The following is a 25,708-nucleotide window of genomic DNA, read 5'->3' on the forward strand; positions in this document are numbered from 1 at the left end:
ACAGCAGGTACGTTCTTGCTCCGCCGGGACACCGGAAACAACGCCCGGCTCGCACCGAGAGGGCCATGCCATGGTGTCGACACGGGCAGTTCCCAACCTCGCCTTCCGGCGGCTGCGCGGCCCGCGCTCCGCCGGGGAGTTCGCTGCCGCGGTACGCAGGTCCGCTCGCGAGATCGGCGAGCAGGTCGCGTGCGACGCCCGCTACATCGGGCGCGTGGAATCCGGCGAGATCCGCTGTCCCAACTACGCCTACGAGCGGGTCTTCCTGCACATGTTCCCCGGGACGACCCTGGAGGACCTGGGCTTCTCGCCCCGCGCTTCGGTGCGCGGGCGGGCGGCCAGGTCCGCGGCGGACGCCCCGCCCCCCACTGCCCCGCCGCCGGACCCCGGTGGCGACGACGAGGAGAGCGACGTGCTGCGTCGCGTGTTCATGACGAGCGGCACCACCGCGGTGGCGGCCGTCTCCCTGGGGCTGGTCCCAGGCGGCCCGGCCGCCGCCCTGCCCCTGCAACGCCGGGTCGGCGATACGGAGGTGAGCGCCGTCGAACGGGCGGTGCGGCAGATCCGGGTGCTGGACGACCGGCACGGCGGCGACTGGCTCTACCGGCGCGCCTCGCAGCCCCTGCGGGCGGCGTACGCGCTGCTCGACGCGGGGACCGTGAGCCGGCGCTCCACGGCGGACCGGCTGCACTCCGGCGCCGGTGAGCTGGCCATCTCCGTGGGCTGGCTGGCCCACGACTCGGGCCGCTTCGAGGACGCCCGCTCGCATTACGCGGAGGCGCTGGCGACCGCGCGGGTCGCCGGTGATCCGGCGCTGGAGGCGCACGCGTTCTGCAATGTGTCGTTCCTGGCCCGCGACACGGGGCGGCCGCGTGAGGCGGTGCGCGCGGCGGAGGCCGGGCAACGGGCCGCCGAGCCGCTGGGCTCGCCCCGGCTGCGGGCGCTGCTCGCGCTGCGGGAGGCGGGGGGCCGGGCGGGGCTCGGGGACCGCACGGGCTGCGAACGGGCGCTCGGACGGGCGCACGCCGCGTTCTCGCTGGGACCTTCGGGGGCGGACCCGGAGTGGATGAGCTTCTTCCGCGAGGCGGAGCTGGAGATGCTGGAGGCCCAGTGCTGGGCCGCGCTCGGTGACTGGGCCCGGGCCGCGCGCCATGCGGACCTGGCGGTCCGGCTGCAGGATCCCCACTTCACCCGGAACCTCGCGCTGTACCGCGCCGAGCTCACCTGGGACCTGGCCCGCGGGGGCCGCCCCGAGGAGGCGGCCGCGGCCGGCCACGCGGTCCTGGACCTCCTGGACGACGTCCAGTCCTCCCGCATCCGCGCCATACTCCACGACACGGTGGGGGCCCTGGGGGGCCGGACGGGGGCGACTTCCCCGGTACGCGCCTTCCTGGACCGGGTCACCCCCAGCCTGTCCGGCGTGTGAGGACGGAACCCCGCGCCCCGGTCCGGGCCGACCGGTTCCGTCCTCAACCGCCGGACGGGCTGAAAGCCCTACTGCTCACCGCTCGAGGTGCCCCGTGTCGTTCCATTTCTGGATCGCCGGGGCGCCGTACGCCCAGCCCAGGACCGACAGCGACGTGGGCGCCAGCCAGATGCGCGCGCCGAAGGCGATGTCCTCGCCGAGCCAGCGCGCGCCGAGCGCCCGCAGGATGTGGCCGTGGGCGAAGACCAGGACGTCCCGGTCGGCGGAGCGCGCCCACTCCACGATCGCGTCGGCCCGGGCCGACACCTGAGCCGTGCTCTCCCCCTCCGGCACCCCGTCGCGCCAGATGAACCAGTCCGGACGGCCCGCCTTGATCTCGGCCGGCGTCATCCCCTCGTACGCCCCGTAGTCCCACTCCATCAGCGCGTCCCACCGCTCGGCACGGTCGCCGAAGCCCGCCAGCTCGCAGGTCTCGGCGGCGCGGACGAGCGGGCTGGTGCGGACCTCCAGGCCGTCGAGATCCGTCCACGGCCCCCGGTGCAGCCGCTCGCCGAGCAGCTTGGCCCCCTCGCGTCCGGCGTCGAGCAGCGGGATGTCCGTCCTGCCGGTGTGCCTGCCGTTGAGGGACCATTCCGTCTGTCCGTGCCGGGCGAGCAGGATGCGCGGTGCCATAAAAGGGTTCTCCCTGAAAAAGCTGGGACCTGGGATGCGGAATCTGAGACCTTGTTCCCATCATCCCGTATCTGCCCATGAGGCAACCCGGCGGGCCGCGACGGCGTCCCACTGAGCACAGACGAATCGACGCAGCTGAGGGGTGCCGACCACACCCCCGGGGGACACGCGCCCGACGCGCACCGTACGGTTGAACGCCCGCAGTCGGCCGCATGAACACGTGATGGAGAAGTTCCGGATGCCGCACGCCACCACCGCGCCCGCTCCGCGCCACCGGCCCCGCTGGTGGACGGAGCTGCCGCTCCTGGCCCTGGTGTACGCGGCGTACTCCGGCGGCCGCCTCCTCGCACGCGGTGACGTGTCCACCGCCGTGGACCACGGCCTGAGCATCCTGCGCCTGGAGAAGGCGCTGTTCCTGAACGCGGAGCACCCGCTCAACCGCCTCTTCACCGCGCACCCCTCCATAGGCATACCGTCCGACTTCGCGTACGCCTCCCTGCACTACGTGGTCACCCCGGCCGTCCTCATCTGGATGTTCCGCCGCCACTCGGCCGCGTACCGCAGGGCCCGCACCTGGCTGATGACCTCCACGATGCTCGGTCTGATCGGCTTCACGCTGATGCCGACCTGCCCGCCGCGGCTGCTGGACGCGAAGTACGGGTTCGTGGACACGATGGCGCAGTACAGCTCGTACGGCTGGTGGGGTGCGGAGGCGAGCGCCCCGCGCGGCATGGGCGGGATGACCAACCAGTACGCGGCGATGCCCAGCCTCCACGTGGGGTGGGCGCTGTGGTGCGGCATCCTGCTGTGGCGCCACGCCAAGCACCCCGCGCTGCGCGCCGCGGGCGTCGTGTACCCGCTGATCACCACGTTCGTCGTGATGGGCACCGCCAACCACTATCTGCTCGACGCGGTCGCCGGCTGCGCCGTGATGGGTGTCGGGGCGCTGCTCGCCCGGCCCGTGATGCGGCTCGCCGACCGGGTCAAGGCCGCGGTCCTGCCCCGCTTCTCGCGGGCTTCCGCGCCGACGGAGTCCCCGGATGTCAGTGCCGGGTGCGAGACTTCGGCGGGTGAGCGAATCCCCGGCCAGCGGACCTCCTCCGCAGAACCATCCGACGCGGCAGCAGCGGCCGGCCCGCCTGCCCGGGCCGACGGCGCCGACCGGACAGGACGCACCCCCGACGGGGACCCTGCGGCAGCGACTCGCTGAGCTGAGAGGCCCGGCGGTCGCCCCGCGTCCGCTGGATGCCCGCGCGCTCGCCGCCCTCGCCGCGAACCCGGGCTGCAAGCGCCGCGCCCTGCTCGACGGGGCCGGGGTCGACAAGGGCGCGCTCGCCTCCGCGCTGGGCTCACCGGCGCCGTTCGGCCAGTCCCAGTTCGCCTTCATGCGGGGCAACGCCTTCGAGGCCCGGGTGAAGGCCGACGGCGGTACGGAGCTGATGCGGCTGCTGCACGAGCGGCTCGGCGGCTCCGGTGAACCGCCGCGCGAGGTGGCGACGCCCGATCTGACGGCCGCCGGGCCCGAGGGCCGCGCGGCCAGGACCGCGCTGGCGCTGCGGGAGGCGACGCGGGCGGGCGGCTGGGCGCTGCTCGACCACCCGATGCTGGCCCTGGAGGTGGCGGGCTCCCCCGCCTATCTGGAGCCGGACGCGGTCGTGGTGCATCCGGACGGGACCTGGACGGTCGTCGAGATCAAGTCGTTCCCCATGATCGACGGCTCGGCGGACGCCGCGAAGGTGGGCGCGGCCGCCCGCCAGTCCGCGGTGTACGTGCTGGCGCTCGAACGGGTCGCGGAGGTCACGGACGGGGCGCGGGTGGGGCACCGGGTGCTGCTGGTGTGCCCGAAGGACTTCTCGAACCTGCCGGCCGCCTCCGTCGTGGACGTACGCAAGCAGCGCGCCGTCACCCGCCGCCAGCTGACCCGGCTCACCCGCGTCGAGGAGATCGCCGCCGCCCTCCCCGAGGGCGCCTCGTTCGACCCGGAGCGCTCCCCCGAGGACCTGGAGTCGGCGGTCGAGTCGGTCGCCGCGGCCTATGCGCCGGAGTGCCTGTCCGCCTGCGAGCTGGCCTTCCACTGCCGGGCCCGGGCCCGGTCCGAGGGCGCCGTGGAGGCGCTGGGGCGCGGGGTGCGGGGCGATCTCGGCGGCCTGACGACGGTCGCCGGGGTACTGGCGGCGGCCGCGGGCAAGGAGGGCGACCCGGCCGATCCCGCGGTCGCCGCCCTGCGCCGCGCGGCGGCCCTGCGCGCCGAGGCACTGGAGGGGCGCGCCGCATGTCGCTGATCACCACCCTGGCTCGGCTGGAGGCTGTGGAGAGCGGCCGGGCGCGGCCGACGGCCACCGTGCGCCACCGCCGGCTGACCGACCGGCCGCTCGTCCTGGTGCCGCTGACCACGGCGGGCGAGGCGGGCGCCCCGCTCGGCGCGCTCGTCGGCACGGACCGGGAGGCGCCCCGGCTGCTGGCCGTCGCCCAGCCGCGCGACCGGGACCTGCGGTTCGCGTTCCTCGCCGAGCTGGCCGAGGCGGTCCTGCCGCACATCGAGGCGTACGCGGACGTCGTCGAGCCCGCCGAGCGGGGCGAGACGGATCCGGCGACCGGGAAGCGGGTCAAGGTCGAGACGGAGCTGTGCGTGGACGCGGCGCAGATCGTCGTCCCGAGCCGGGCGGGCATCGAGTTCGTCCGGCTGCTCGGCCGCTCGATGCGCTTCCGGCGGACCGCCGAGGACGACCCGGACACGCCGTATCCGGCGCCCGCCCGGGTCCCGCTGCTCGGCCGCTGGCTGACGCATTACGGGGAGCGGGCCCGGGTCCCCGGCTCGTCCCTCCTGCAGGCCTGCACCGATCTCCTGAACCGGCACTGGGCGACCGGCCAGTCGAATCTGGAGGACCAGCACCTGGGCGCCCTGCTCGCCTGGATCGATCCGCCGGCCGGCGCGTCCGGTGCGGAGGCGGCGCTCCGGGCCGAGCTGGCCCGGGACGAGGCGGGTCAGCTGCTGTGCCCGCCGGCCGGCCCGGCCACCGACCCGGACTTCGACAACCGGCTGCTGGCCCCGGCGATCGAGAAGTACGACCGGGCGCGCGCCTCGTTCGCGGCGGCCGAGGACGGGCTCGCGGCCGATGCCCGGCTGGCCGAGCTGTCCGGGGCCGAGCGCGAGATCAGGGCGCTGCTCGCCGGGGTGCTGCTGCCGACCTGGGACGCGGTGTGGCGGGGCCTCGACCTGCTGCGGGAGCTGCCCGAGGGGTCCAGGACCGGGGACCGCTGGACCCGGGACCGCTGGTCGTTCACCGCCCAGCGCGACCGGGTGCGCTCCGGTGAGCCGCCCCAGCCGCGCCGGGACGACGCGGTGACGGCCGCCCGCAAGCTGGCCGCCCGGGAGACGGCCCAGGCGCAGCTGGAGGCGCAGGAGGCACTGGACGATCCGCTCGTGCTGGCGGGCCGGCGGCTCGCCGGTGAGGCGTTCATCGCCGAGGTCGGCGCGGTGGAGATGGCGTACAGCGAGTCGAAGCGGCCCTCGCCGCGCCCGCTGGTCACGGTCCAGACCGAGGAGCGGCCGCAGCTGGGCGCGGGGGTGAAGGTCTACCGCTCGCTCGACGGCAAACCGCAGACCGCCGAGTTCGTCGCGTACGGCCCGGCGGACGGGGAGGAGGGCGGCGCGCGCTCGCTGGTGCTGCGGATCACCGACCGGATGGGGCGCGGCAAGGAGCCGGCGCCCGGGTCGGTCCCGGAGCCGGGCGACCGGATCGCCTGGACCCTGTTCGAGCACGACCAGCGCGGCGGGCCGCAGCTGCCGGACGCGGAGGAGACGCCGTGGACCCACGGCGGTCCGCCGGGCGGCCTCGAAGCACCGGAGCTGCCCGATCCCGTGACCCCGGAGGACCTGCTGTGACGGCCGTATTCGACCCGGGCGCGGCGGCGGGCCTGGCCACCGCGAAGATCCTGGACGACACGCTGAACGGCACGGCCCGGGGCGTCGTGGTGGACTCCCCGCCGGGCGCGGGCAAGTCGACGCTGGTGGTGCGCGCGGCGCTGGAGCTGGCCGCGGCGGGCCGCCCGCTGATGGTGGTCGCGCAGACGAACGCGCAGGTGGACGACCTGGTGGTGCGGCTCGCTGAGAAGGAGCCCGAGCTGCCGGTGGGCCGGCTGCACAGCAGCGACTCCGATCCGTACGACAAAGTGCTCGACGGCCTGGCGAACGTACGGAAGTCGGCGAAGGCGGCGGATCTGGCCGGGCTCGACGTGGTCATCTCGACGGCGGCGAAGTGGGCCCACGTGAAGAACGTGGAGCCGTGGGGGCACGCGATCGTGGACGAGGCCTACCAGATGCGCTCGGACGCCCTGCTCGCCGTGGCCGGGCTCTTCGAGCGGGCGCTGTTCGTGGGCGATCCCGGCCAGCTGGACCCGTTCTCGATCGTCGGCGCGGACCAGTGGGCGGGGCTGAGCTACGACCCCTCGGCCAGTGCGGTGAGCACCCTGCTCGCGCACAATCCGGAGCTGCCGCAGCACCGGCTGCCGGTCTCCTGGCGGCTCCCCGCCTCGGCCGCGCCCCTGGTGTCGGACGCGTTCTACCCGTACACCCCCTTCCGCAGCGGCACGGACCACGGCGACCGGCGGCTGTCCTTCGGGGTCGCGTCGGACGGGTCGGCGGCGGACCGGGTGCTGGACGAGGCGGCGGAGTCCGGCTGGGGGCTGCTCGAACTCCCGGCCCGGCACACCCCGCGCACCGACCCGGAGGCGGTGCGGGCGGTCGCCCTGGTGGTGCGCCGGCTGCTGGACCGGGGCGGCGCGGCCACCAGTGAGCGGTCGCCCGGTCCGGCCCCGGTGACGGCGGACCGGGTGGCGGTCGGCACGGCCCACCGCGACCAGGCGGCGGCGGTGCGCGCGGCGCTCGCGGAGCTGGGCGTGACGGGGGTCGCGGTGGACACGGCGAACCGGCTCCAGGGCCGCGAGTTCGATGTGACGGTGGTGCTGCACCCGCTGTCGGGGCGGCCGGACGCCACCGCGTTCCACCTGGAGACGGGCCGCCTGTGCGTCCTGGCGTCCCGGCACCGGCACGCGTGCATCGTGGTCTGCCGGGAGGGCGTGGCGGACCTCCTGGACGAACACCCGTCGACGGAACCGGTCCAGCTGGGCGTCACGGTGAAGTTCCCGGACGGCTGGGAGGCCAACCACGCGGTGCTGGCGCATCTGGCGGAACACCGGGTGCCCTGGAGTTGTTGAGTGCGCCGGGGGCACGGCCGGGCGGGCACACGCCCTGGCGACGAGGACTTCTGCGCCCTTGCGGCGGACGGGACAATGAGGTGTGGCCGTCGGGCCGTCCGATGCACGACAGCCCCTAGGAGGAAGACCACATGGCACAACCCGAACAGGGCGAGCGGCGGCTGCGCCCCGCACCGCTGCTCTTCGAGCCGGCGGCCGCCGTCGCGGACCCGGAGCACTTCTTCGACCTGGAGTCGATGGACGATCCGCAGGAGCTGCTGGGCCGGGCGACGGAGCTGGCCCTGGCGTTCCGCGCCGCGACCGACCGCGCGGTCGAGTTCCAGGCGATAGCGGCGGCGCAGCTGGCGGATCCGCGCCGCTTCGACCGGCTGACCACGGCGGACATCGCGCGGCGCGCGGAGTGGACCGAGGACTACGCGAAGAAGATGGTCGAGTTCGGCCGCACCCTGATCCAGCCTGATCCAAACGAAAGGCCCTAGGGGGCGTCTTGCCGATCATGGCCGGGTCCGCGCGAGAGGCCCTGGGTACGGGCCCCGGGTACCACCGTCCGGCATATGCCCGGCGAACCATACTCCTCGCGCGGTTCTCCTGTCCCGATTTCCGGCAACTCTCGGAATCCGGTTGATCACTCCCGGTAGACCTGTGCACATGACCGCATGGCTGCCCGACGAAACGACCCTGCACCACGGCGACGGACCCTGCCTCCCCGCCGGCCACGAGGCGGACCTCTTCGCCGCCCTGCGCGAGCCCGCGCGGCACCAGACGGCTCAGGTCACGGCGGCCGGTGCCGCGTGGCTGGCCGGGGCGACGGCTTACCCGCGCAGCGCCCTGGCGCAGTGGGAGTCGCGCCCGACGGCGCCCGGGGTCCTGCCGTGCGGCACGGCGTTCGACGTGGTGAACGTGCCGACGCTGTTCGGGCGCCGGATGCTGGAGCACCTGTGGGCGGACGGTCCGGGCTCGGGCCCGGTCGCCGCGCACCGGGGCCGGATGCTGCTCTTCGCGTCCCCGGGCACGGCCCAGCGGCTGCCGTCGCTGCTGGACTGGGAGGAGTGGGGCGGCGGCCCGCAGAGCCGGAACGGCGGCGGTACGAAGGTGCCCCCGCTGCTCTGTCACGGCACCGGGGACGCGGTGACGGTCCCGCCCCTGACCTGCGACGAGAAGTACGCGGGGCCCCGCTGGCTGGTGGCCCCGGACACCCGGACGCCGTGGCTGCCGGGGCCGGACGTCCTGCTGTGGGCGTGCGTCCGGGTGGCCCGCTCGGCGCCCGCTCCGACGCCTCGTATTTCGATTTTTCCTCTCACCGATCCGGGTGCTAAGGTCTACGACGTCAGCAGGCGCCGCTAGCTCAGTTGGTTAGAGCAGCTGACTCTTAATCAGCGGGTCCGGGGTTCGAGTCCCTGGCGGCGCACAGACGGAAGAAGCCCCTCGCGCAAGCGGGGGGCTTCTTCGTGTCCCTGGGACAGGCCGGTCAGGTGCCCGTCGTGATCCGGACCGTGTACGCCCCCGAGGGGGTCCGGTCCGCGACCTCCACCGTGGCGTGCGCCCCGGGCACGGAGTACGTCTCGCCGACGCGCAGCGGTGCGTCCGCGAGCGGCGGGTAGACCGAGCGCTCCCAGCAGGCGTCGCTGTCCGGATGCGTGTCGAGCACCTCGACCGGGCCACCGCCGGACGGGGTCTCGTTGCGCACCCGGTAGAGCAGGACGCCCTCGGCGCAGGTCGAGAGGTCGTTGCCGGTGGAGCCGCGCGCCTCGACGGCCACCGCGCTGCCCTCGCCGGTCCTGATCACGGCGAGCCGGGTGCCGAGCGAGGCGCCGGGCACGGGCACGTCGGCCATCGGTTCGAGGGTCACCACGCGGTCGCTCTGGACGCAGACCACCTGCCGGTCGTCCAGCCAGCCCAGCTTCCACTTGTGCCAGCCGAAGAGGTCCGGCGCCAGGCCGAACTGGCTGCCCATGACGTCCCAGTCGCCGACATAGGTGTCCCAGTCGCCCTTGCCGTCGGTGGGCCGGTGGTAGAGGTCGGGCAGGTCGAAGACGTGTCCGGTCTCGTGGGCGAGCACGTTGTGGTCCGGCGGGTGCTGCTCGAAGACGGTGACGACGCGCCGGATGTCCGTACCGTCGGCGTGCAGCGGCCGGTCGAAGTTGACGACCTTGGTGGCGTCCGAGTCGACGCCGGGGGCGTCCGGGTCCGCGACGAGGTAGACGATGTCGTACCGCGAGAAGTCGACCCGCTTGTCGGCCACGCGGATCGCGTCGCGCGGATAGGCGCTGCGCCGGTCGCTGGCCCAGTCGCGCTGTATGCCGTACCAGGTCGAGGGCTTCGGCATCCGGATCCACTCCCGCTGCGGGTGCGGGCGCAGCGTGAACTTCCCGTACGAGGCCCGCTCGAAGAACTGCGTGGTGGCCGGGAAGTAGTCGGCGGTGAGCTCGGCGGGGGTGGTGGCCGGCCGGGCGTCCGGGAACGACAGGAAGACCATCACCGCGTCCAGGGCGCGGTCGGGGCGCGGGTAGGCGCCGTTCCAGCGGTCGACGCCGAGGGAGTGGTGCGCGGGGGTGCGGGGCAGGGCGCAGGGGGTGGCGTCCCCGGTGGCGGCGGCAGCGGGCCCTGCGACGAGGGAGGTGGCGACGAGCGCCAGCAGCGAGACGAGCCCGGCGGCCAGCCCGCGCGGACTGGGCCTCTCCACCCCTGGGGGCCCGGGCTGACGCGGCACATCGACCTCCGGTACGGGGAGCGGACACCTGGAACCCTCCCGTCCACCTTGTGGGGTTATGGCCGTTTCGTCACGCCGGACTACCCCAGTCGTGTCGGGCGCCTCGGCACCCACTCTCTTCACAGAAAGTCACAATCGATCACCTACGCAACGCGAGAGAACAGAGGTGCTCAGAATCAATCAGTCGGGGGCAAACCGGATCCGCGTCCGCATGGGCCGTGCGAGTCGTGAGCGGGGCGTCCGAGGGCCGGGCGCTGGATCGGCCCCGGGCGCTCCCTCTATGCTTCACCTCGCTTTCCCGCACGGTTTCCGCCTCCGACGACGGCACTCCACGCGGCGGGCAGTCCGGCCGGAGATGGCCGGGACAGAACTGCAGGGCGGAGCGAACGGTGAGCGCAACCTCCGAAGGGCCGGGGCCCGAGGCGCCCTCCGCACAGCGACCCGGCATCACGCAGAGTCACCGAATGGGGCCGCCCGGCGCGTCCGCCGCCGAGGCGCACGACTACCGGGCCGCGTTCCGCGCCGCGACCCTGCCGATGGCCGTGGTCGACCACGAGGGTCTGATCGTCACCGCCAACGAGGCGCTCGGCGCGCTCGCGGGCACCGGGGCGGCGGCGCTCGCCGCGCAGTCGGCGGCCGATCTGGTCGACCTCGCGGCGGACGCCCGCGCCTGGCACGCGTACCGCGAGGTGCTGCACGGCCGGCGCTCCCGCTTCCGCTGCACCCGCCGCCTCAAGCACCCCGACGGGCGCTCGCTGTGGGCCGAGATCACCGTCGTCCCGCTGTCCGACACCCGGCAGGCGCCCCGCGCCGAGGCGCCGGGCCAGGTGCTGCTCTCCGTCGCGGACGTCAGCGACCGGCGCGAACTCCAGAAGCGGCTGCGCCACCTCCAGATGCACGACCCGGTGACCCGGCTGCCCAACCGGGCGCTGTTCTTCGAGCGGCTGTCGGCGGCCCTGCGCACCCCGCCCCACGAGGACGGCGCCGGCTCCCGCGTCGGGCTGTGCTATCTGGACCTGGACGGCTTCAAGGCGGTCAACGACACGCTGGGGCACCGGATCGGCGACCGGCTCCTCGCGGCCGTCGCCGCCCGGCTCACGGACTGCGCGGAGCAGGAGGGGGCGTACCCGTCCGGTGCCCCGCTGGTGGCCCGGCTCGGTGGCGACGAATTCGCGGTCCTGGTCGAGGAGTCCACCGGCACCGAGCAGCTGACCGGCCTCGCGCGCACGGTGCTGGGCGCCCTCCAGCAGCCGTTCGACCTCGGCGGGCAGCGGCTCTCGGTGTCGGCGTCGATCGGGGTGGTGGAGCGGCCCGTCGCGGGCACGTCGGCCACCGGGCTCATGCAGGCCGCCGACACCACGCTGTACTGGGCGAAGGCGGACGGCAAGGCCCGCTGGACCCTGTTCGACCCGGAGCGCAACGCCCACCGGATGACCCGGCAGGCGCTGGCGTCCACGCTCCGACCGGCCGTGGAGCGCGGCGAGTTCACCATCGAGTACCAGCCGCTGGTGGGCCTGGCCGACGGGGTGGTGCGCGGGGTCGAGGCGCTGGTGCGCTGGAACCACCCGCAGTTCGGCATGCTCTCGCCGAATCGGTTCGTCGCGATCGCCGAGGAGGACGGCTCGATCGTGCAGCTCGGCCGCTGGGTGCTGCGCTCCGCCTGCCGCCAGGCCAGGCGCTGGCAGCTGGACCACCCGGAGCGGCCGCCGCTGTTCATCAGCGTCAATGTCGCGGTGCGCCAGGTCTGGGACTCCGACCTGGTCACCGATGTCGCGGAGATCCTGGCGGAGACCGGGCTCGACCCGGCGCTGCTCCAGCTGGAGCTGACCGAGTCGGCGGTGATGGGCTCGGCGGGCCGCCCGCTGCGGGCCCTCCAGGCGCTCAGCGACATGGGGGTGCGCATCGCCATCGACGACTTCGGCACCGGTTACTCGAACCTCGCCTACCTGAGCCGCCTCCCGGTGTCCGTGCTCAAGCTGGACGGCGCGTTCGTGCGCGGCTTCCGTTACGAGGACGGCACGCATCCCAGCCCCGCCGACGAGACGATCGTCGAGGCCATGGTCGAGCTGGCCCACCGGCTGGGCCTCACGGTCACGGCGGAGTGCGTGGAGACGGCGGGCCAGGCGGAGCGGCTGCGCCGGATCGGCTGCGACACCGGACAGGGCTGGCTCTACTCGCGCGCGGTGGCCCCGGAACGCATCGCCGAACTGATCGGAACCCGCGCCCCGGGGGCGTGATCCCTACAGCCGGGGCATGCCGTAGGCGTCGGCGATCAGGCCGTAGCTGCGCAGCCGGGCCTCGCCGCCGTGGGCGTTGGCGGTGATCATCAGCTCGTCGGCGCCGGTGCGCTTGGCCAGGTCGTCCAGGCCGGAGCGGACCTCGTCCGCGGTGCCGTGCACGATGTTGACCAGCCAGTTGTCCACGAATTCGCGCTCCATCGGCGAGAAGGCGTACGCCTCCGCCTCCTCGGGCGTCGGGACGAGACCGGGCCGCCCGGACCGCAGCCGGAGCATCGAGAGCGCGCCGGTCAGCACCTGGCGCCGGGCCTCGCGCTCGTCGTCGGCGGCCAGCGCGGCGACGCCGATCAGGGCGTACGGCGCGTCCAGCACCGTGGACGGCTTGAAGGAGTCCCGGTACAGCTCCAGGGCCGGCACGGTGTTCTGCGCCGAGAAGTGGTGCGCGAAGGCGAACGGCAGGCCGAGCACCCCGGCGAGCCGGGCGCTGAAGCCGGAGGAGCCGAGCAGCCAGATGGGCGGGCGCGCCGGGGACTGGACGCCGCCCTCGGCGGTGGCCTGGACGGGTCCGGGGACGGCGTGGATGCGGGCGTAGGGGTGCCCGTCGGGGAAGTCGTCGTCCAGGAACCGGGTCAGCTCCATGAGCTGCTGCGGGAAGTCGTCCGCGCCCTCGTTGAGCCGGTCCGTGCGCCGGAGCGCCGCCGCCGTGGCCCCGTCCGTGCCGGGCGCGCGCCCCAGGCCGAGGTCGACGCGGCCGGGGGCCATCGCCTCCAGGGTGCCGAACTGCTCGGCGATGACGAGCGGGGCGTGGTTGGGCAGCATGACGCCGCCCGAGCCGAGCCGGATGTGCTCGGTGCGGGCGGCGGTGTGGGCCAGGATCACGGCCGGGGACGAGGAGGCGACGCCGGGCATCGAGTGGTGCTCGGCGACCCAGTAGCGGTGGAAACCCCGGCGCTCGGCGAGCTGAGCGATCTCCACGCCGGTGCGCAGGGCCTGGGTCGCCGTGCGGCCCTGGCCGACGGTGACCAGGTCCAGCACGGACAGCGGCACGGGGGCGGTGCCCCGGGCCGTGCCCCGGATCTCGTCGCCCTGGATCTCGTCGCCTCGAATCTCGTCCACGTCTGGCCTCTCCGGTGGTGCGCGTCGCTGCTCGTATGTCCGGAGAGCACGAACAGGAGGATGGCTCCGTTTATTCCGGGCCCGCCCCGGCCACCGCTCCTACTGGCTCTTCTTCCCGTGCGCGTAAGCCCGTCCGCTCCCCCAGCTCACCGGGGCCGGCGGCTGCTCGCGGTGGGCGAAGAGCGCGCCGAGCCTCGGAGCCCAGGCGGGGCGGTCGGCCAGGCGCAGGGCCTCGCGGGCCGCCACCTGGTTCGCGGTGAGGACGGGCTTGCCGAGCGCCTCCTCCAGTTCGGTGAGGTGGGAGACCGTGTGCAGGGCCGTGTCGGGGATCAGCACGGCCTCCGCCTCGGGGCGGTCGGCGGCCCTGGCCAGGTCGAGCACCTGCTCCGCGCTCCAGGCGGCGGCCTCCGCGGCTTCGGTGACGCCCGCCGCGTGGGTGCCGGTCACCTCCATGCCGGTCTCCCGGAGGAACGCGGAGAACCGTTCGGCGACCGCTTCCGGGTAGGTCGCGGCGACCGCGACGCGCTCGGCACCCAGCTTCCGGACCGCGTGGACGAAGCCGATCGAGGTGCTGGAGGCGGGCACGCCCGCCGCCCGGGCGAGGGCCGCGACCTGGTCGTGGGCGCCCTGCCAGCCGTACAGGAAGCTGCCGCCGTCACACGCCCAGACGATGGACTGGACCCCGGAGCGCTGCAGCTCCTCGATGCCGGCGGCGAGCCGGCCTGGGGTGCCCAGGGCGCTCAGGGGCTCCTCGCGGTAGCCGGCGTCCGGGCTCTCGGTGTGGTGGACGACGAGTCTGATGGTGCTGTCGAGGAGGATCTCCATCCGCGGGTAGTCGTCCTCGGCGAAGTGGCCCGGGTAGAGGAATCCGACGGTCGTCATGTCCACCCTTTCTCTGCGCCTGCTGTGCGCCTGCGTCCGTGCCGCGCGGAACCGCGGCGGCACTGACCGGTTTCCCCGCTCCTGTTCCAGTATTCCGCCATCCGGCCCGGTTATCGCCCCGGGCGGCGGAGGCGCGCATGAACGGCGGCCGGACGGGCATCCGTCGCGGTACGGAGCCGGGATGCGGGACATCTCGCACAAACACTGCCTTCCGGCCCGCTCGCGGACACGGGAAGGTCACCCTCCGGCCACCGTTCGATTACATGCGCCTTCTTCCTGAATAGAAACCCCGGATCGGGCAGGCGCCAAGCCTGTCCGGACTGTTCGAACCCTTCAGGAGATTGCGAACCATGGCTGACTTCCCGAACCTGTCCCGCCGGGGATTTCTCAACCGATCGGCAGCCGTGGGCGGTCTGCTCGTCGTCCCCGGCCTCCTCGCCGCGTGCAGCAAGACCGGTGAGGGCTCCGCCGACGGCGAAGGCGCGCTGGAAAAGCTCCGCAAGCAGGGTTTCGTACGGGTCGCCTACGCGGACGAGGCGCCGTACGGCTACATGGAGGGCAAGGAACTCAAGGGCGAGGCGCCCACGTTGCACCGCGAGATCTTCAAGGCGCTGGGCGTGGACGAGCTGAAGCCCACCCTCTCCGAGTGGGACAGCCTGATCCCCGGTCTCCAGGCCGGCAAGTACGACGTGGTCAGCGCCGGTATGGCGATCACCCCGGAGCGGTGCGCCAACGCCCTCTTCTCGGAGCCGGAGTTCATCTCGCCGACCGCGATGATGGTGAAGAAGGGCAACCCGGAGAAGGTCACCGACCTCGCCTCCGCGAAGGAGGCCGGGATCACCATCGGGGTAATGGCGGGCGCGGTCGAGGGTTCGTACGCCAAGGGCGCCGGCATACCCGAGGAAAAGATCAAGACGCTGCAGAAGCCGCAGGACGGCGCGGACGCGGTCAAGGGCGGCCGGATCGACGCCTTCCTGCTGACCGGGATCTCACTGCGCTGGCTCGCCAAGACCAACGAGGGCACCGAGGTCACCGAGGCGTTCCTGCCCGAGCTGGACGGCGTCAAGCAGTACAGCCCCGGCGGCGCGGTCTTCCGCAAGGGCAACGAGGAGCTGCGCGACGCGTTCAACCGCGAGCTGAAGAAGATCGTCGCCGACAAGTCCCGCTATGTGGAGCTGCTGCGCGACTACGGCTTCGGGGCGACCGAGCTGCCCCCGGCCACGCTGAAGACGGCCGATCTGTGCAAGGGCTGACAGGGACGGTACCCACCGCATGAATGATTTCTTCTCGGCCTTCGCCGACGATCTGCCGCAGCTGCGGTCCGGCCTGTGGGTGACCCTGGAGGCGACGGTCCTCGGCGCCCTGGCGGCGCTCCTCCTGTCGTTCGTCCTCGGCCTGATGTCGCTCAGCCGGCTCATGCTGTCGCGCGGGGTCTCCCGGGTGGTCGTGGAGTTCTTCCGCGGCACCTCGCTGTACGTGCAGCTGTTCTGGCTGTACTACGCGATGCCGCAGCTGACCGGGTACGAACTGACCCCGGTGGTCTGCGGGGTGCTGGCGTTCGGCCTCAACTACGGTGCCTACGGCGCCGAGGTGGTGCGCGGCGCGGTCAACTCCGTACCGCGCGGGCAGTACGAGGCGGCGCTCGCGCTGAACATGTCGCCGCTGCACCGGATGCGCAAGGTGATCCTGCCGCAGGCGTGGGTGCAGATGATCCCGTCGTTCACCAACCTGCTGATCCAGCTGCTGAAGGCCACCCCGCTGCTCTGGCTGATCTCGGCGGCGGACCTGATGACCGCCATCGAGAAGCTCCGCAGCCGTACGGGCGAGACTCTCACCGCGTACGCGACGCTGCTGGTCTGCTACTTCGTCCTGGCCTACGCGCTGACCCTGCTCATGAACCTGCTGGAGCGGTCCGCCAAGCGGCGGCTCGGTCTGGCGGCGGGCGGGAAGAGCCTGCTGAAGAGCCGTAGCGCCGTGTCCGCCGCCCAGGCCGGAGGTACCCGGTGACCAAGGACTTCGACTGGGGCGCCGTCGGCGACGCGTTCCCCCTGCTCCTCGACGGGTTCTGGACGACCCTGCTGGCCACGGTGTTCGGCACCCTGGTCGCCGCGGTCCTGGGGCTGGCCATCGCGGTCGCCGGGCGGGCCCCGAGCCGGCTGGTGACCGTTCCGGTGAAGGCGGTGATGGAGTTCATCCGCTCCACTCCGCTGATCGTGCAACTCGTGGGCGCGGCGGCACTGTTCACCTCGGTGGAGCCGCTGACCGTCGGCATCGCGGTGCTGGGCGTCCACTACGCCACGTACACCTCCGAGGTGTACCGCGCCGGGATCGACGCGGTGCCGAAGGGGCAGTGGGAGGCGTGCCGGGCACTGTCGCTGACGCCCCGGCGGACCTGGCAGGCGGTGATCCTGCCGCAGGCCGTGCGCAACGTGGTGCCGGCGCTGGGCAACTACGCGATCTCGATGTTCAAGGAGACACCCTTCCTCGCCGTGATCACCGTGCACGAGATGGTCTTCCAGGCACGCGACTACGGCACCAAGCACTTCGTCTACACCGAGGTGTTCACGCTCGCCGGCCTGATCTTCCTGGTCGCGAGCTACCCCACGTCCCTCCTGATGAGGAAGCTGGAGAAGCGCCTTGGCCACTGAGCCCCTCCCCCTGCAGAAGAACGCGGCCACGGCCCCCGAGGACGTCGTGCCCGTCGACGCCTCCAAGGACGACGGCCATCCGCTCGTCCGCTTCGACAAGGTCGTCAAGCGCTACGGGGACCACACGGTCCTGGACGAGCTGGACTTCACCGTCGAGCGCGGCGAGCACGTCACCCTGATCGGGCCCAGCGGCTCGGGCAAGACGACGATCCTGCGCCTCCTGATGACGCTGGAGCGGGTCAGCGACGGAGTGATCTGGATCAACGGCGAACCGCTGACGCACCTGCGGGCGCCGGACGGCTCGCTGAAGCCCGCCTCCGAGAAGCACCTGCGCGCGGCCCGCCGGAAGATCGGCATGGTCTTCCAGCAGTTCAACCTCTTCCCCAACATGAAGGTGCTCCAGAACATCACCGAGGCGCCCGTCAACGTCCTCGGCATGGACCGGGACAAGGCGGAGGCCCGGGCACGGGAGCTGCTGGACCTCGTCGGGCTCTCCGGCAAGGTCGACGCGCACCCCTCGCAGCTGTCCGGCGGGCAGCAGCAGCGGGTCGCCATCGCCCGTGCGCTGGCGATGGAGCCGGAGATCCTGCTCCTGGACGAGGTGACCTCCGCGCTCGACCCGGAGCTGGTGGCGGGGGTGCTGGAGCTGCTGACCGACATCGCCAGGAACACCGACATCACGATGCTCTGCGTGACCCACGAGATGAGTTTCGCCCGGGACGTCTCGGAGAAGGTGCTGATGTTCGACGCGGGACGGGTCGTGGAGTCCGGTTCGCCGGAGAAAATATTCTCCGATCCCTCGCACGAACGCACGCGCGAATTTCTCAACGCAGTGCTGTGACCTCGGCATCCGTCGCTCGCGCATGACGCTGGCATATGCCGTACGGGTGCGCCCCTGCTGACAGCTCCGGGGCGCACCCACGAGTCCGCCGCACCCCGCCCTGAACGGCCCGTCGACGGCTATCGTGGTGGCGAGGCCGGGGCCCGCGAACCGGCCTCCGGTCCCGACTGGCAGGGGGAAGCCGTGGTGTTGAAGCCCGAACCGACCGCGCCGTTCCACTCGGTGCAGTACGCCCTTCGCGTTCTCGAAACGGTCTCCAAGCACGGCAGCGGGGTCACCGAGGCCCAGCTCTCGCGCGAGACGGGGCTGCCCGTCGGCCACCTCACCTCCCTGCTGCTGACCCTGCGCCGCGAGGGCTACGTCGAGCAGATCACCGACGGGGCGTACGTCATCGGCGCCTCGCTGCTGCTCCTCGGCTCGGGCGCGGCCCGCCGCCAGGCGCTGGAGTCCAAGCTCCAGCAGACCCTGGCCCAGCTCCGCGACTCGGTCGGCGCGGCGGTCTACATCAGCCGGTACGTCGACGGCGAGATCCGCGTGACGCAGTACGCCGACAGCCCGCTGACCCCGGCGGTCAACGAGTGGGTGGACTTCAGGTCGGCGGCGCACGCCTCGGCGATCGGCAAGTGCCTGCTGACCCAGCTCGACCAGAACGGCCGGCGCGACCACATCGCCCGGCACAAGACGCCCCGGCTGACCTCGCGGACGATCACCAGCGAGAAGGTCCTCTTCTCCAAGCTGGACAGCCAGCCGGCCACGGTCCCGGTGCTCGACCTCCAGGAGTACGCGGTCGGCACGGTGTGCGCGGCGGTGCCGCTGACCGCCGGGTCGTCGGCGGGCTGCCTGGCGCTGTCGATGCCGGTGAAGGACGCGCACCGGCTGCGCGCGGCGGCGGACACGCTGAACCGGCGCGCGGCCCCGATGCTGCTGTCGCTGGCCCTGTAGCGCGGCTGGTCATCAGCACCCCTTCGGACCAGGTATTATTTTCACGTCAGCACGCGCCGCTAGCTCAGTTGGTTAGAGCAGCTGACTCTTAATCAGCGGGTCCGGGGTTCGAGTCCCTGGCGGCGCACAGACAACGCACGAGGCGGTTTCCGTATCCACGGAGACCGCCTCGTGCGTTTTGTGCTGCCCGCAGCCATGTACGAACGTTTTACACAGACGTACTAGACAGATGTTTTAAACAGCCGTACATTCCTTGGCATGACGAACCCCACGAGCTCCACCGCCGCCCCCGGCGCACTCGCCGGCCGTCGGGAGTGGACCGCCTTCCTGGTCCTGCTCCTCCCTCTCCTGCTCGTCTCCATGGACGTCTCCGTCCTCTTCTTCGCGATCCCGTCCATCGACCGGGATCTCGCCCCCAGCGCGACCCAGCAGCTGTGGATCTTCGACGTGTACGCCTTCGCCCTGGCCGGCCTCCTCATCACGATGGGCTCGCTGGGCGACCGCATCGGCCGCCGGAAGCTGCTGATGATCGGGGCCCTCGCCTTCGGCGCCGCCTCGGTCTGCGCGGCGTACGCGAACAGCCCGGAGATGCTGATCGCGGCCCGGGCGGTCCTCGGGATCGGCGGGGCGACGCTGATGCCGTCCACCATCGGGCTCGTGCGCAACATGTTCCGGAACGAGCAGCAGCGCGCGAAGGCCATCGGCATCTGGTCGGGCGCCATGGCCGGCGGTGTGGCGCTCGGTTCGGTGCTCAGCGGCGTGATGCTGGAGCACTTCTGGTGGGGCTCGGTCTTCCTGATCAACGTGCCCGCGATGCTCCTGCTGCTGGTCCTCGTGCCGCTGCTGGTGCCGGAGTTCAAGGACCCGAACCCGGGCCGCTTCGACTTCCTCAGCGTCCCGCTGTCCATGGGTACGGTCCTGCCGGTGGTCTACGGCATCAAGGAGAGCGCCGCCCACGGGCTCGACGCCCGGCGGGCCCTGATCATCGCCGCCGGACTGGCCGTCGGCTGGGTCTTCGTCCGCCGCCAGCGCACCCGCCCCGACGCGATGATCAGCCGGGAGCTGTTCCGGGGCCGCGGCTTCGGCACCGGGATCGGGCTCAACGCGCTGGCCGCCTTCGCGATGATGGGCTCGGCCTTCTTCACCACCCAGTACCTCCAGTCGGTACTCGGCATGAGCACGATGGAGGCCGCGCTGTGGAGCCTGGCCCCGTCCCTGGCGGTGGGCGCGGCGGCGCCCACGGCGACCGCCCTCGCCCAGCGGGTCCAGCGGGCTTACGTGGTCTGCGGCGGGTTCACCGTCGGGGCGGCGGGCTTCGGGGTCTTCACGCTGGCCGGGACCGACTCGCTGGTCCTGCTGCTGATCGGCTCGGCCGTGATGAGCAGCGGCATCGTCGCGGTGATGGCGCTCGTCTCGGACATGGCGATGGCCGTCAGCCCGGCGGAGAAGGCCGGCTCGGCCGCCTCGCTCCTGGAGACCGGGCAGGAGTTCGGCGGTGCGCTGGGCATGGCCCTGCTGGGCGCCGTCGCCACCGCGGTCTACCGGGCGGACATGCCCGGCTCCGCCCCCGAGGCCGCCCGCAAGACCCTGCCGGGCGCGCTGACCACGGGCGACGACTCGCTGATCGCGATCGGCCGGGACGCCTTCGTGCACAGCATGCACTACGCCTCGGTGACCGGGTCCCTGATCCTGCTGACCGGTGCGGTGCTCGCGGCGACCCTGCTGCACCGGGCGACCCGGACGGCGCCGGCCGCCGGGGAGACGGCTGCGGCTCCGGTCCCGGCCCAGGCCTGACCGTGGCCCGGCCGGTACCGGCACAGCGAAACCCCGGAGAGTCCTCGGACTCCCCGGGGTTCGCCGTGCTGCCCGCCGGCAGCACGTCACTCACGCCGCACGGTCACCGGCGGACGCCGGAACCGCAGGTCAGAACTGCACGTCCGAGCACGCGTAGAACGCGTTGGCCGTGTCCGCGATGTTCCAGACGCTCAGGATGATGTGCTTCCCGGTCTTCTGGGTCGGGATGGTGCCCTGCTGGGTCAGCGTCGCCGGGGGCTGCTGGTTGTTGTACGGCACCGTCATGAAGGGCTGCGGCTCCAGGTCGGCCCGGGTGAGCGGCTTGGTGGGGTCCCAGCCGTTCTTGGTGATGTAGTAGCGGAAGTCCGTCGTGGCGTGCCGGGCGGTGAACTGCCAGCGGAAGCTGAAGCCCTGACCGGCGGTCACCTTGGTGGCGGGCCAGTTGCCGCCGCGCGGGTCGTCCAGCTGGGCGAACTCGCCGTGGCCGCCGGAGCAGATCTTGCCGTCGGCCGGTCCGGCGGACGGGAAGCCCTTGGGGCCCTCGACGCTCTGCGGCTCCCACTGGATGTTGCCGCAGCCGGTCACCGTGCCGTTGGCGCACAGCTTCTGACGGCTGATCGGGTTGTCCGTGTAGCCGTGGCTGCTGGCGCTGCTCGTGGCGAACATCGAGACGCCCGCTACCGCAAGACCGACCAGGGCCGCGCTTGCCTTCATACGCATGAGATGTCGCTCCTCGGATCGTGGGGGGAGTGGGGATTCCATGAGCACTGCCGCGTACACGCGTTCTGCGGTCTAGACCAAGGCTTAGATTATTGCCGTGCCTTGACCATGTCCAGACCAATGAGCGCGGTATTCCGGTTGCTCCGGAACCTCCCCCACGCCTCCTCAGTTGCCGTCGCCTCCGGTACGCCCGGTGCAGAAGGCCACCGTCAAGTCCTTGACCAGCGCCTTCCGTTCGTAGTCGTCCAGCTCCACGAGGCCCCGTTCGGTGAGCCGGCTGACGGTGTCGTCCACCGCGTCCACGACCGAGGTGAGGACGCTGTCCCGGTGCCGGGCGTCGATCGCCGCGATCCGGCGCCGCTGCATGGCCGCCGCCACCTCCGGCGCGTACTCGATCCCGGTCGGCTGGGCCGAGTACACCTCGACGCCGACCGGCTCGCAGTCCGCCTTCAGCATCCGGGTCAGCGCGTCCCCGACGGCCTCCGCGTTGCGCAGGGTGTGCGCGTCCTCGTGGAAGGCGTCGGCGGGCAGCTGGGACAGGACCCGGGCCATCGCGGCCTCGACCTGCTCACGCAGATACGCCTCGTGGTCCTCGATCCCGAGCGCCGCCCGCACGGTGTCCGTGACCCGCCACACCACCTGGACGACGACCCGCAGCGCCGTGCCGTTCGCGTCCACGGCGGGCAGCGGCTCGCTGCGCCAGTGCCGCAGCCGTACGTCGATCCGGCGGCGCAGCAGCAGCGGGCTGACCCACACCAGACCGGTGCGCCGCACGCTGCCCCGGTACTGCCCGAAGAGCGTGAGCACCCAGGCGTGCCCGACCCGCCCCCGGCCGAGGCCCCCGAGCGCGAAGAGCACGACGGCCGCCAGGAACACCAGCGCGGCCCAGGCACCGGTGGGCAGCCCTTCGTACGGGCGGGGACCGAGCCCGACCCGGGCGAGCACCGGGGCCGGGATCACGCCGGTCCACCACAGCACCGCGCCGGCCGCCGCGATCCCGCCGGATCCGGTGAGCAGCGCGGCCCAGCCGGGCAGCGCGGGCCCGGGCCGCTCGCGCAGCCGGGGGTCGGCGTCGGGGGCGGGCCGGGTGGCGGGCCGCACCTGCGGCGTCCTCGGCACGGGCGGCCGCCGCACCCCGGCCCCGGGGTCGCCACCGCCCGGCCGCACGACGGCGGGCGGCACGGCGGCGGCCCCGGTGCGCCGGTCCTCGCGGAAGAGCAGGTGCACGGGGATGGAGGCGGTGCGCTCGTTGGCGATGACCGCCTGATGCCGCCCGCTGTCCCGGACCGGGTCGGGCCCGGGCACGCGGGCCCCGGTGAGAGCGAGGACGGGCTCCGGCCGGGCAGCCTCCACCTCGGCCTCGGGCCGGGCAGCCTCCACGAGGGGAGCGGCGTCCTCGGGCCCGGCGTCCTCGGGCGCCGCGTCCTTGACGGGTTCCGGCGCGGGCGCCTTCGCAGGGCGCGCGTCCTCCGGCTCCTGCGCGTGGGTCCCGGCCGGCACCGACACCGAAGCCGAGGTGGCCCCGAGCGGGGCCCGGCGGTCCTCGTCCCCCGACGGAAGGTCGAGCACCAGATCGACGACGGAACCGGTGTCGTCACCGGCCTCCGGAGCAGCGGGCTCCAGCGGCCCCTCGACCTGCACCACCACCTCCTCCTCCGAGGGCACCGACACCGACACGGGCCTGAAGAGGGGAGGCGGCTCCGGCGCGCGGGGTGCGGCCGGGGTCGCGCCCCGCACCGGCAGCCCCTCGGCGACCGGCGGCTCGGCCGCCGCGGCCCCCGCCGCCCACGCGTCCGTGACGCTGCCCGCTCCGCCCGGGCCGACCCATTCCCGTACCGGGACCGTCCCGTACTCCGTCTCCTGGCCGTACTCCGGGTTTCCGGAGCTGTCCGACACCGTGGATCGCATTTCCGCCTCCGTCATGTCCGTCGTGTCACGCGAAGAGTCGCCGCCAGGTCTCCGGGCCCGGATAGCCGTCGGCCTCCGTCCCCCGCCAGCCCTGGGCCTTCTGGAAGGTCTCGACATTGCGCCGGTCCGCCTCGGTCCACCGGGGGCTGGGGCCCAGCCGGTAGTGCGCGCCGTACCCCTTCTTCACCAACTGTTTTCCGAGCCTGTCGACATGGCTGTTGGACTGACCCGGCCGGAAATAGCCCCGTCCGGGGAAGGCCGGAGCCGCCTTGGTGCCGCCCTGGCCCCTCGCGGCGGGGATGTCCCGGCCGGTTCCGGTCACCAGCAGCTTCCAGGTGTCGGGGCCGGGGATGCCGTCGGCCTCCGCGCCCTTCCACCCCTGGGCCTGCTGGAACGCCCGGGTGGCCCGGAGGTCGGCACCGGTCCAGACCGGGTCGGGGCCGATCTTGTAGAAGCGCTTGCCGCCCCGGGCGACGAGCATCGCGCCGAGCCGGGTCACGTACGCGTTCTTCGCGCGGGGACCGAACTTCGCCGCGCCGGGGAACGGGTCCTTCTCCGCCTCGCTGCCGGACTTCCCCGTGCTCAGGCCCTTGTAGCGGTAGGCGACATAGCTCGCGGAGTTGGTCCAGTACGCCATGGGCGTCGTCTGCCTGCGGGTGTGCGGCTTGGTCTGCTCGTACGCCGTGTAGTGGGTGTGCGCCGAGGTGGTCCAGCCGCCGAAGATCGTGACGTGGGAGCCGTTCCCGGGATCGGCGAGGTTGTGGAAGAGCAGGATGTCGCCGGGCTGGAGGTCCTCGCGGGCGATGCGGGTGCCGTACGCGGCGAGGCTGCCGGTCCACTCGTTGCCCGGCAGGTTCCAGGCCATCGACACATAGCCGGAGCAGTCCTGCCGGTATCCGTCCGTCCAGTACTTCGACATGCTGTACGGGACCTGCGCGTCCAGCCATTTCTTCGCGCGGTTGATGATCTCGGTCCGGGTCGTCGCCCGCGGCTCCGGCGCCGAAGCCTGGGCCGCCGAAGGTCCCGGCGAACCGGACCCGCGCAGCGGACCCGGCAGCCCCTGGGGGCTGTCCGGCAGCGGGCCGATGCCGGTCGGCACCCCCGTGCCAGGCGCCGGGGCGGGATCGGCGGGCGCCCCGGCGGACTCCGCGGCCCCGCCGCCGAGCACCACCCCGGCGGCGGTGACCAGCACCACCGCGCGCCGCGCGCCGTGCGCGGCCGGGTGTCCCCCGTACCGCACGGGAAGTCCCCCGGCGGCGGTCCGCCGCTGGGCGGCGCAGCCGGGACAGGGGCAGTCGATGGCGGGTACGTACTCCTCGAAGGCCGGCACAGTCATGCGATTCCCCTCCGCAGTCGTCAAGTTCCTCGGGCGCATCTGCTCGGGCGTCAGCGTGGCAAAGGCCATGACATACGTCATGACATACCGCAGTTTGACGGATAGAAGGGAAAAAACGACCATCCGACAGGCCGGGAAGGCGAGACGCCCCCTCGGGGATGGTCAGGAGCACCACTGGGGATCGGGTAGAGTTTTCCAGGTCAGCAGGCGCCGCTAGCTCAGTTGGTTAGAGCAGCTGACTCTTAATCAGCGGGTCCGGGGTTCGAGTCCCTGGCGGCGCACGCACAGCCAAGGCCCCCTCGCTTCGCGCGAGGGGGCCTTGGTCGTTCTTCCGCACCGTCCGCAACCGCTTCACCGCATGCGGAGGGTGACCGGTTATCGACGTAACGTCAGAAGGCGGCTGGGCGCACGGGGAGCGTCCCCCTACAGTGGGGGGTGCGGCGGGCCCGGACGCCACCGACCTCCCGTGTCCGCGCCGGGCCACTCCCGCGGCCCGCGCACCGCGGTCGAGGACCGGCCCGGCCGCCACCCGGGGAACGGGCGGCGGCCGGGCCGGGTACCGGGCCTCTCGTACGGATCAGGCCGCCTTCGCCGCGCCCTTCTCGGCGGTCAGGTAGGCCGAGACGACCACGTTCGCGGTGTACGAGTGGGACTTCTGGTCGTACGTGCCGCCGCAGGTGATCAGCCGCAGCTCCGCCCGCCCGTCCTTGCGGGGCCCGTACGCCTTCCGGGCGTCGAACCGGGCACGGGTGAGGACCTGCACGTCGTCGATGGTGAACTCGGCGACCGTGCCGTCCGTACGGGTCACGTCGACCTTCGCGCCGGGGCGGGCCGCGCTGAGCCCGTAGAAGACGGCGGGCTTGGTCTCGGTGTCGACATGGCCGACGAACAGGGCCGGCCCCTCGGCGCCGGGCCGGGTGCCGTCCCCGTACCAGCCGACCGTCTGGGGCGTGTCGAAGGACGGCGGCTCGATGGCGCCCTCCGCGTCCAGGCCCCGGGAGACGACGGGGGCCTCGACGCCGATGGAGGGGATGTCGACGCTCTTCGGGGCGACGCCCGCGATCGGCGCGTGTGCCGGGGGCAGCGGCACGCCGAGCGGGCGCCCGACCGCGGCGACGTCGCCGGTGGTCGGGGCCGAACCGATGCCCGAGCCGTCCGTGATCCCGCGGCCCCAGAGCCACAGGCCCAGCAGGATGACGGCCCAGGTCACTCCGGTGAGCAGCCTGCCGCGCCCCGCCGCCTCCTCCGGTGCGGACATG

The 25,708-nt window shown here is 73.0% G+C and carries 22 protein-coding genes and 3 tRNA genes; 17 read left to right on the plus strand and 8 right to left on the minus strand.

All coding sequences use genetic code 11. The features are described 5' to 3' along the window. Positions 1-70 precede the first annotated feature (70 nt). On the plus strand, positions 71-1,426 hold the full coding sequence (locus ACFZAT_RS27640; RefSeq protein ID WP_391268269.1) for a tetratricopeptide repeat protein: 1,356 nt from the start codon (positions 71-73) through the stop codon (positions 1,424-1,426). 75 nt (positions 1,427-1,501) lie between these two features. Here the strand turns inward: ACFZAT_RS27640 and ACFZAT_RS27645 are convergent, their stop codons facing one another. Next, a complete protein-coding gene (locus ACFZAT_RS27645; RefSeq protein ID WP_391268270.1) occupies positions 1,502-2,098 on the minus strand; it encodes a histidine phosphatase family protein in 597 nt (198 codons plus the stop codon). Between the two features lie 238 nt (positions 2,099-2,336). Between ACFZAT_RS27645 and ACFZAT_RS27650 the strand changes: the two genes are divergently transcribed. From ACFZAT_RS27650 to ACFZAT_RS27680, 7 genes are all read left to right on the plus strand, one after another. Further along, complete coding sequence (locus ACFZAT_RS27650; RefSeq protein WP_391268400.1) at positions 2,337-3,308, plus strand: phosphatase PAP2 family protein; 972 nt, start codon at positions 2,337-2,339, stop codon at positions 3,306-3,308. Continuing rightward, complete coding sequence (locus tag ACFZAT_RS27655) at positions 3,289-4,380, plus strand: hypothetical protein (protein WP_391268401.1); 1,092 nt, start codon at positions 3,289-3,291, stop codon at positions 4,378-4,380. Before ACFZAT_RS27650 ends, ACFZAT_RS27655 begins: the two co-directional genes overlap by 20 nt. Then, a complete protein-coding gene (locus ACFZAT_RS27660; protein WP_391268271.1) occupies positions 4,371-5,984 on the plus strand; it encodes a hypothetical protein in 1,614 nt (537 codons plus the stop codon). The genes ACFZAT_RS27655 and ACFZAT_RS27660 overlap by 10 nt, the downstream gene beginning before the upstream one ends. After that, positions 5,981-7,315, plus strand: coding sequence for an AAA domain-containing protein (locus ACFZAT_RS27665; RefSeq protein WP_391268272.1), 1,335 nt, complete (start codon positions 5,981-5,983; stop codon positions 7,313-7,315). Before ACFZAT_RS27660 ends, ACFZAT_RS27665 begins: the two co-directional genes overlap by 4 nt. 131 nt (positions 7,316-7,446) lie before the next feature. Continuing rightward, a complete protein-coding gene (locus ACFZAT_RS27670) occupies positions 7,447-7,794 on the plus strand; it encodes a hypothetical protein (RefSeq protein WP_391268273.1) in 348 nt (115 codons plus the stop codon). A gap of 169 nt (positions 7,795-7,963) precedes the next feature. Beyond that, positions 7,964-8,659 carry a bifunctional DNA primase/polymerase gene (locus tag ACFZAT_RS27675; protein ID WP_391268274.1) on the plus strand — a complete coding sequence of 232 codons (696 nt, stop codon included), beginning with the start codon at positions 7,964-7,966 and terminating at the stop codon, positions 8,657-8,659. Next, positions 8,650-8,723: transfer RNA gene (locus tag ACFZAT_RS27680), tRNA-Lys, on the plus strand. Before ACFZAT_RS27675 ends, ACFZAT_RS27680 begins: the two co-directional genes overlap by 10 nt. Positions 8,724-8,783: 60 nt before the next feature. Here ACFZAT_RS27680 and ACFZAT_RS27685 read toward each other — a convergent pair. After that, on the minus strand, positions 8,784-9,998 hold the full coding sequence (locus ACFZAT_RS27685; protein ID WP_391268275.1) for a M6 family metalloprotease domain-containing protein: 1,215 nt from the start codon (positions 9,996-9,998) through the stop codon (positions 8,784-8,786). A 491-nt stretch (positions 9,999-10,489) separates the two neighbouring features. Here ACFZAT_RS27685 and ACFZAT_RS27690 point away from each other — a divergent pair, with 491 nt between their 5' ends. Then, positions 10,490-12,262: an EAL domain-containing protein gene (locus ACFZAT_RS27690; protein ID WP_391268276.1), complete on the plus strand. Its 1,773-nt coding sequence runs from the start codon at positions 10,490-10,492 to the stop codon at positions 12,260-12,262. Positions 12,263-12,265: 3 nt separating this feature from the next. Here ACFZAT_RS27690 and ACFZAT_RS27695 read toward each other — a convergent pair whose 3' ends face one another. After that, positions 12,266-13,378, minus strand: coding sequence for an MsnO8 family LLM class oxidoreductase (locus ACFZAT_RS27695; RefSeq protein ID WP_391268277.1), 1,113 nt, complete (start codon positions 13,376-13,378; stop codon positions 12,266-12,268). A gap of 99 nt (positions 13,379-13,477) precedes the next feature. Beyond that, positions 13,478-14,260 (minus strand): decarboxylase, encoded by a 783-nt coding sequence (locus ACFZAT_RS27700; protein ID WP_391268278.1) that lies wholly within the window; start codon positions 14,258-14,260, stop codon positions 13,478-13,480. A gap of 350 nt (positions 14,261-14,610) precedes the next feature. Between ACFZAT_RS27700 and ehuB the strand changes: the two genes are divergently transcribed. The 7 genes from ehuB (at position 14,611) to ACFZAT_RS27735 (ending at position 20,485) form a co-directional block, all read left to right on the plus strand. Then, positions 14,611-15,513 (plus strand): ectoine/hydroxyectoine ABC transporter substrate-binding protein EhuB, encoded by a 903-nt coding sequence (ehuB, locus tag ACFZAT_RS27705; protein ID WP_391268279.1) that lies wholly within the window; start codon positions 14,611-14,613, stop codon positions 15,511-15,513. Positions 15,514-15,532: 19 nt separating this feature from the next. Further along, positions 15,533-16,267 carry an ectoine/hydroxyectoine ABC transporter permease subunit EhuC gene (gene ehuC / locus ACFZAT_RS27710; RefSeq protein WP_391268280.1) on the plus strand — a complete coding sequence of 245 codons (735 nt, stop codon included), beginning with the start codon at positions 15,533-15,535 and terminating at the stop codon, positions 16,265-16,267. Beyond that, complete coding sequence (ehuD, locus tag ACFZAT_RS27715) at positions 16,264-16,908, plus strand: ectoine/hydroxyectoine ABC transporter permease subunit EhuD (RefSeq protein ID WP_391268281.1); 645 nt, start codon at positions 16,264-16,266, stop codon at positions 16,906-16,908. Before ehuC ends, ehuD begins: the two co-directional genes overlap by 4 nt. Then, positions 16,898-17,749 (plus strand): ectoine/hydroxyectoine ABC transporter ATP-binding protein EhuA, encoded by an 852-nt coding sequence (gene ehuA / locus ACFZAT_RS27720; protein ID WP_391268282.1) that lies wholly within the window; start codon positions 16,898-16,900, stop codon positions 17,747-17,749. Before ehuD ends, ehuA begins: the two co-directional genes overlap by 11 nt. A gap of 183 nt (positions 17,750-17,932) precedes the next feature. Further along, positions 17,933-18,691 carry an IclR family transcriptional regulator gene (locus ACFZAT_RS27725; protein WP_026171865.1) on the plus strand — a complete coding sequence of 253 codons (759 nt, stop codon included), beginning with the start codon at positions 17,933-17,935 and terminating at the stop codon, positions 18,689-18,691. 53 nt (positions 18,692-18,744) lie between these two features. After that, positions 18,745-18,818, plus strand: a tRNA-Lys gene (locus ACFZAT_RS27730). A gap of 131 nt (positions 18,819-18,949) precedes the next feature. Continuing rightward, on the plus strand, positions 18,950-20,485 hold the full coding sequence (locus tag ACFZAT_RS27735; RefSeq protein ID WP_391268283.1) for an MFS transporter: 1,536 nt from the start codon (positions 18,950-18,952) through the stop codon (positions 20,483-20,485). Positions 20,486-20,614: 129 nt separating this feature from the next. On the opposite strand, the gene ACFZAT_RS27740 is transcribed toward ACFZAT_RS27735, so the two are convergent. From ACFZAT_RS27740 to ACFZAT_RS27750, 3 genes are all read right to left on the minus strand, one after another. After that, entirely contained in the window at positions 20,615-21,205 is a 591-nt protein-coding gene (locus tag ACFZAT_RS27740) for a lytic polysaccharide monooxygenase (protein ID WP_391268284.1), read from the minus strand. A 165-nt stretch (positions 21,206-21,370) separates the two neighbouring features. Then, complete coding sequence (locus ACFZAT_RS27745) at positions 21,371-23,113, minus strand: SPFH domain-containing protein (protein ID WP_391268285.1); 1,743 nt, start codon at positions 23,111-23,113, stop codon at positions 21,371-21,373. A 25-nt stretch (positions 23,114-23,138) separates the two neighbouring features. Next, complete coding sequence (locus ACFZAT_RS27750; protein WP_391268286.1) at positions 23,139-24,449, minus strand: peptidoglycan-binding protein; 1,311 nt, start codon at positions 24,447-24,449, stop codon at positions 23,139-23,141. Between the two features lie 207 nt (positions 24,450-24,656). On the opposite strand from ACFZAT_RS27750, the gene ACFZAT_RS27755 reads away from it, so the two are divergent. Then, positions 24,657-24,730: transfer RNA gene (locus ACFZAT_RS27755), tRNA-Lys, on the plus strand. A 296-nt stretch (positions 24,731-25,026) separates the two neighbouring features. Here the strand turns inward: ACFZAT_RS27755 and ACFZAT_RS27760 are convergent. Beyond that, positions 25,027-25,707: a class F sortase gene (locus ACFZAT_RS27760; RefSeq protein WP_391268287.1), complete on the minus strand. Its 681-nt coding sequence runs from the start codon at positions 25,705-25,707 to the stop codon at positions 25,027-25,029. Position 25,708: the final 1 nt, after the last annotated feature.

Source organism: Streptomyces sp. NPDC008163 (genome assembly GCF_042956885.1).
Lineage (GTDB): Bacteria > Actinomycetota > Actinomycetes > Streptomycetales > Streptomycetaceae > Streptomyces > Streptomyces drozdowiczii_A.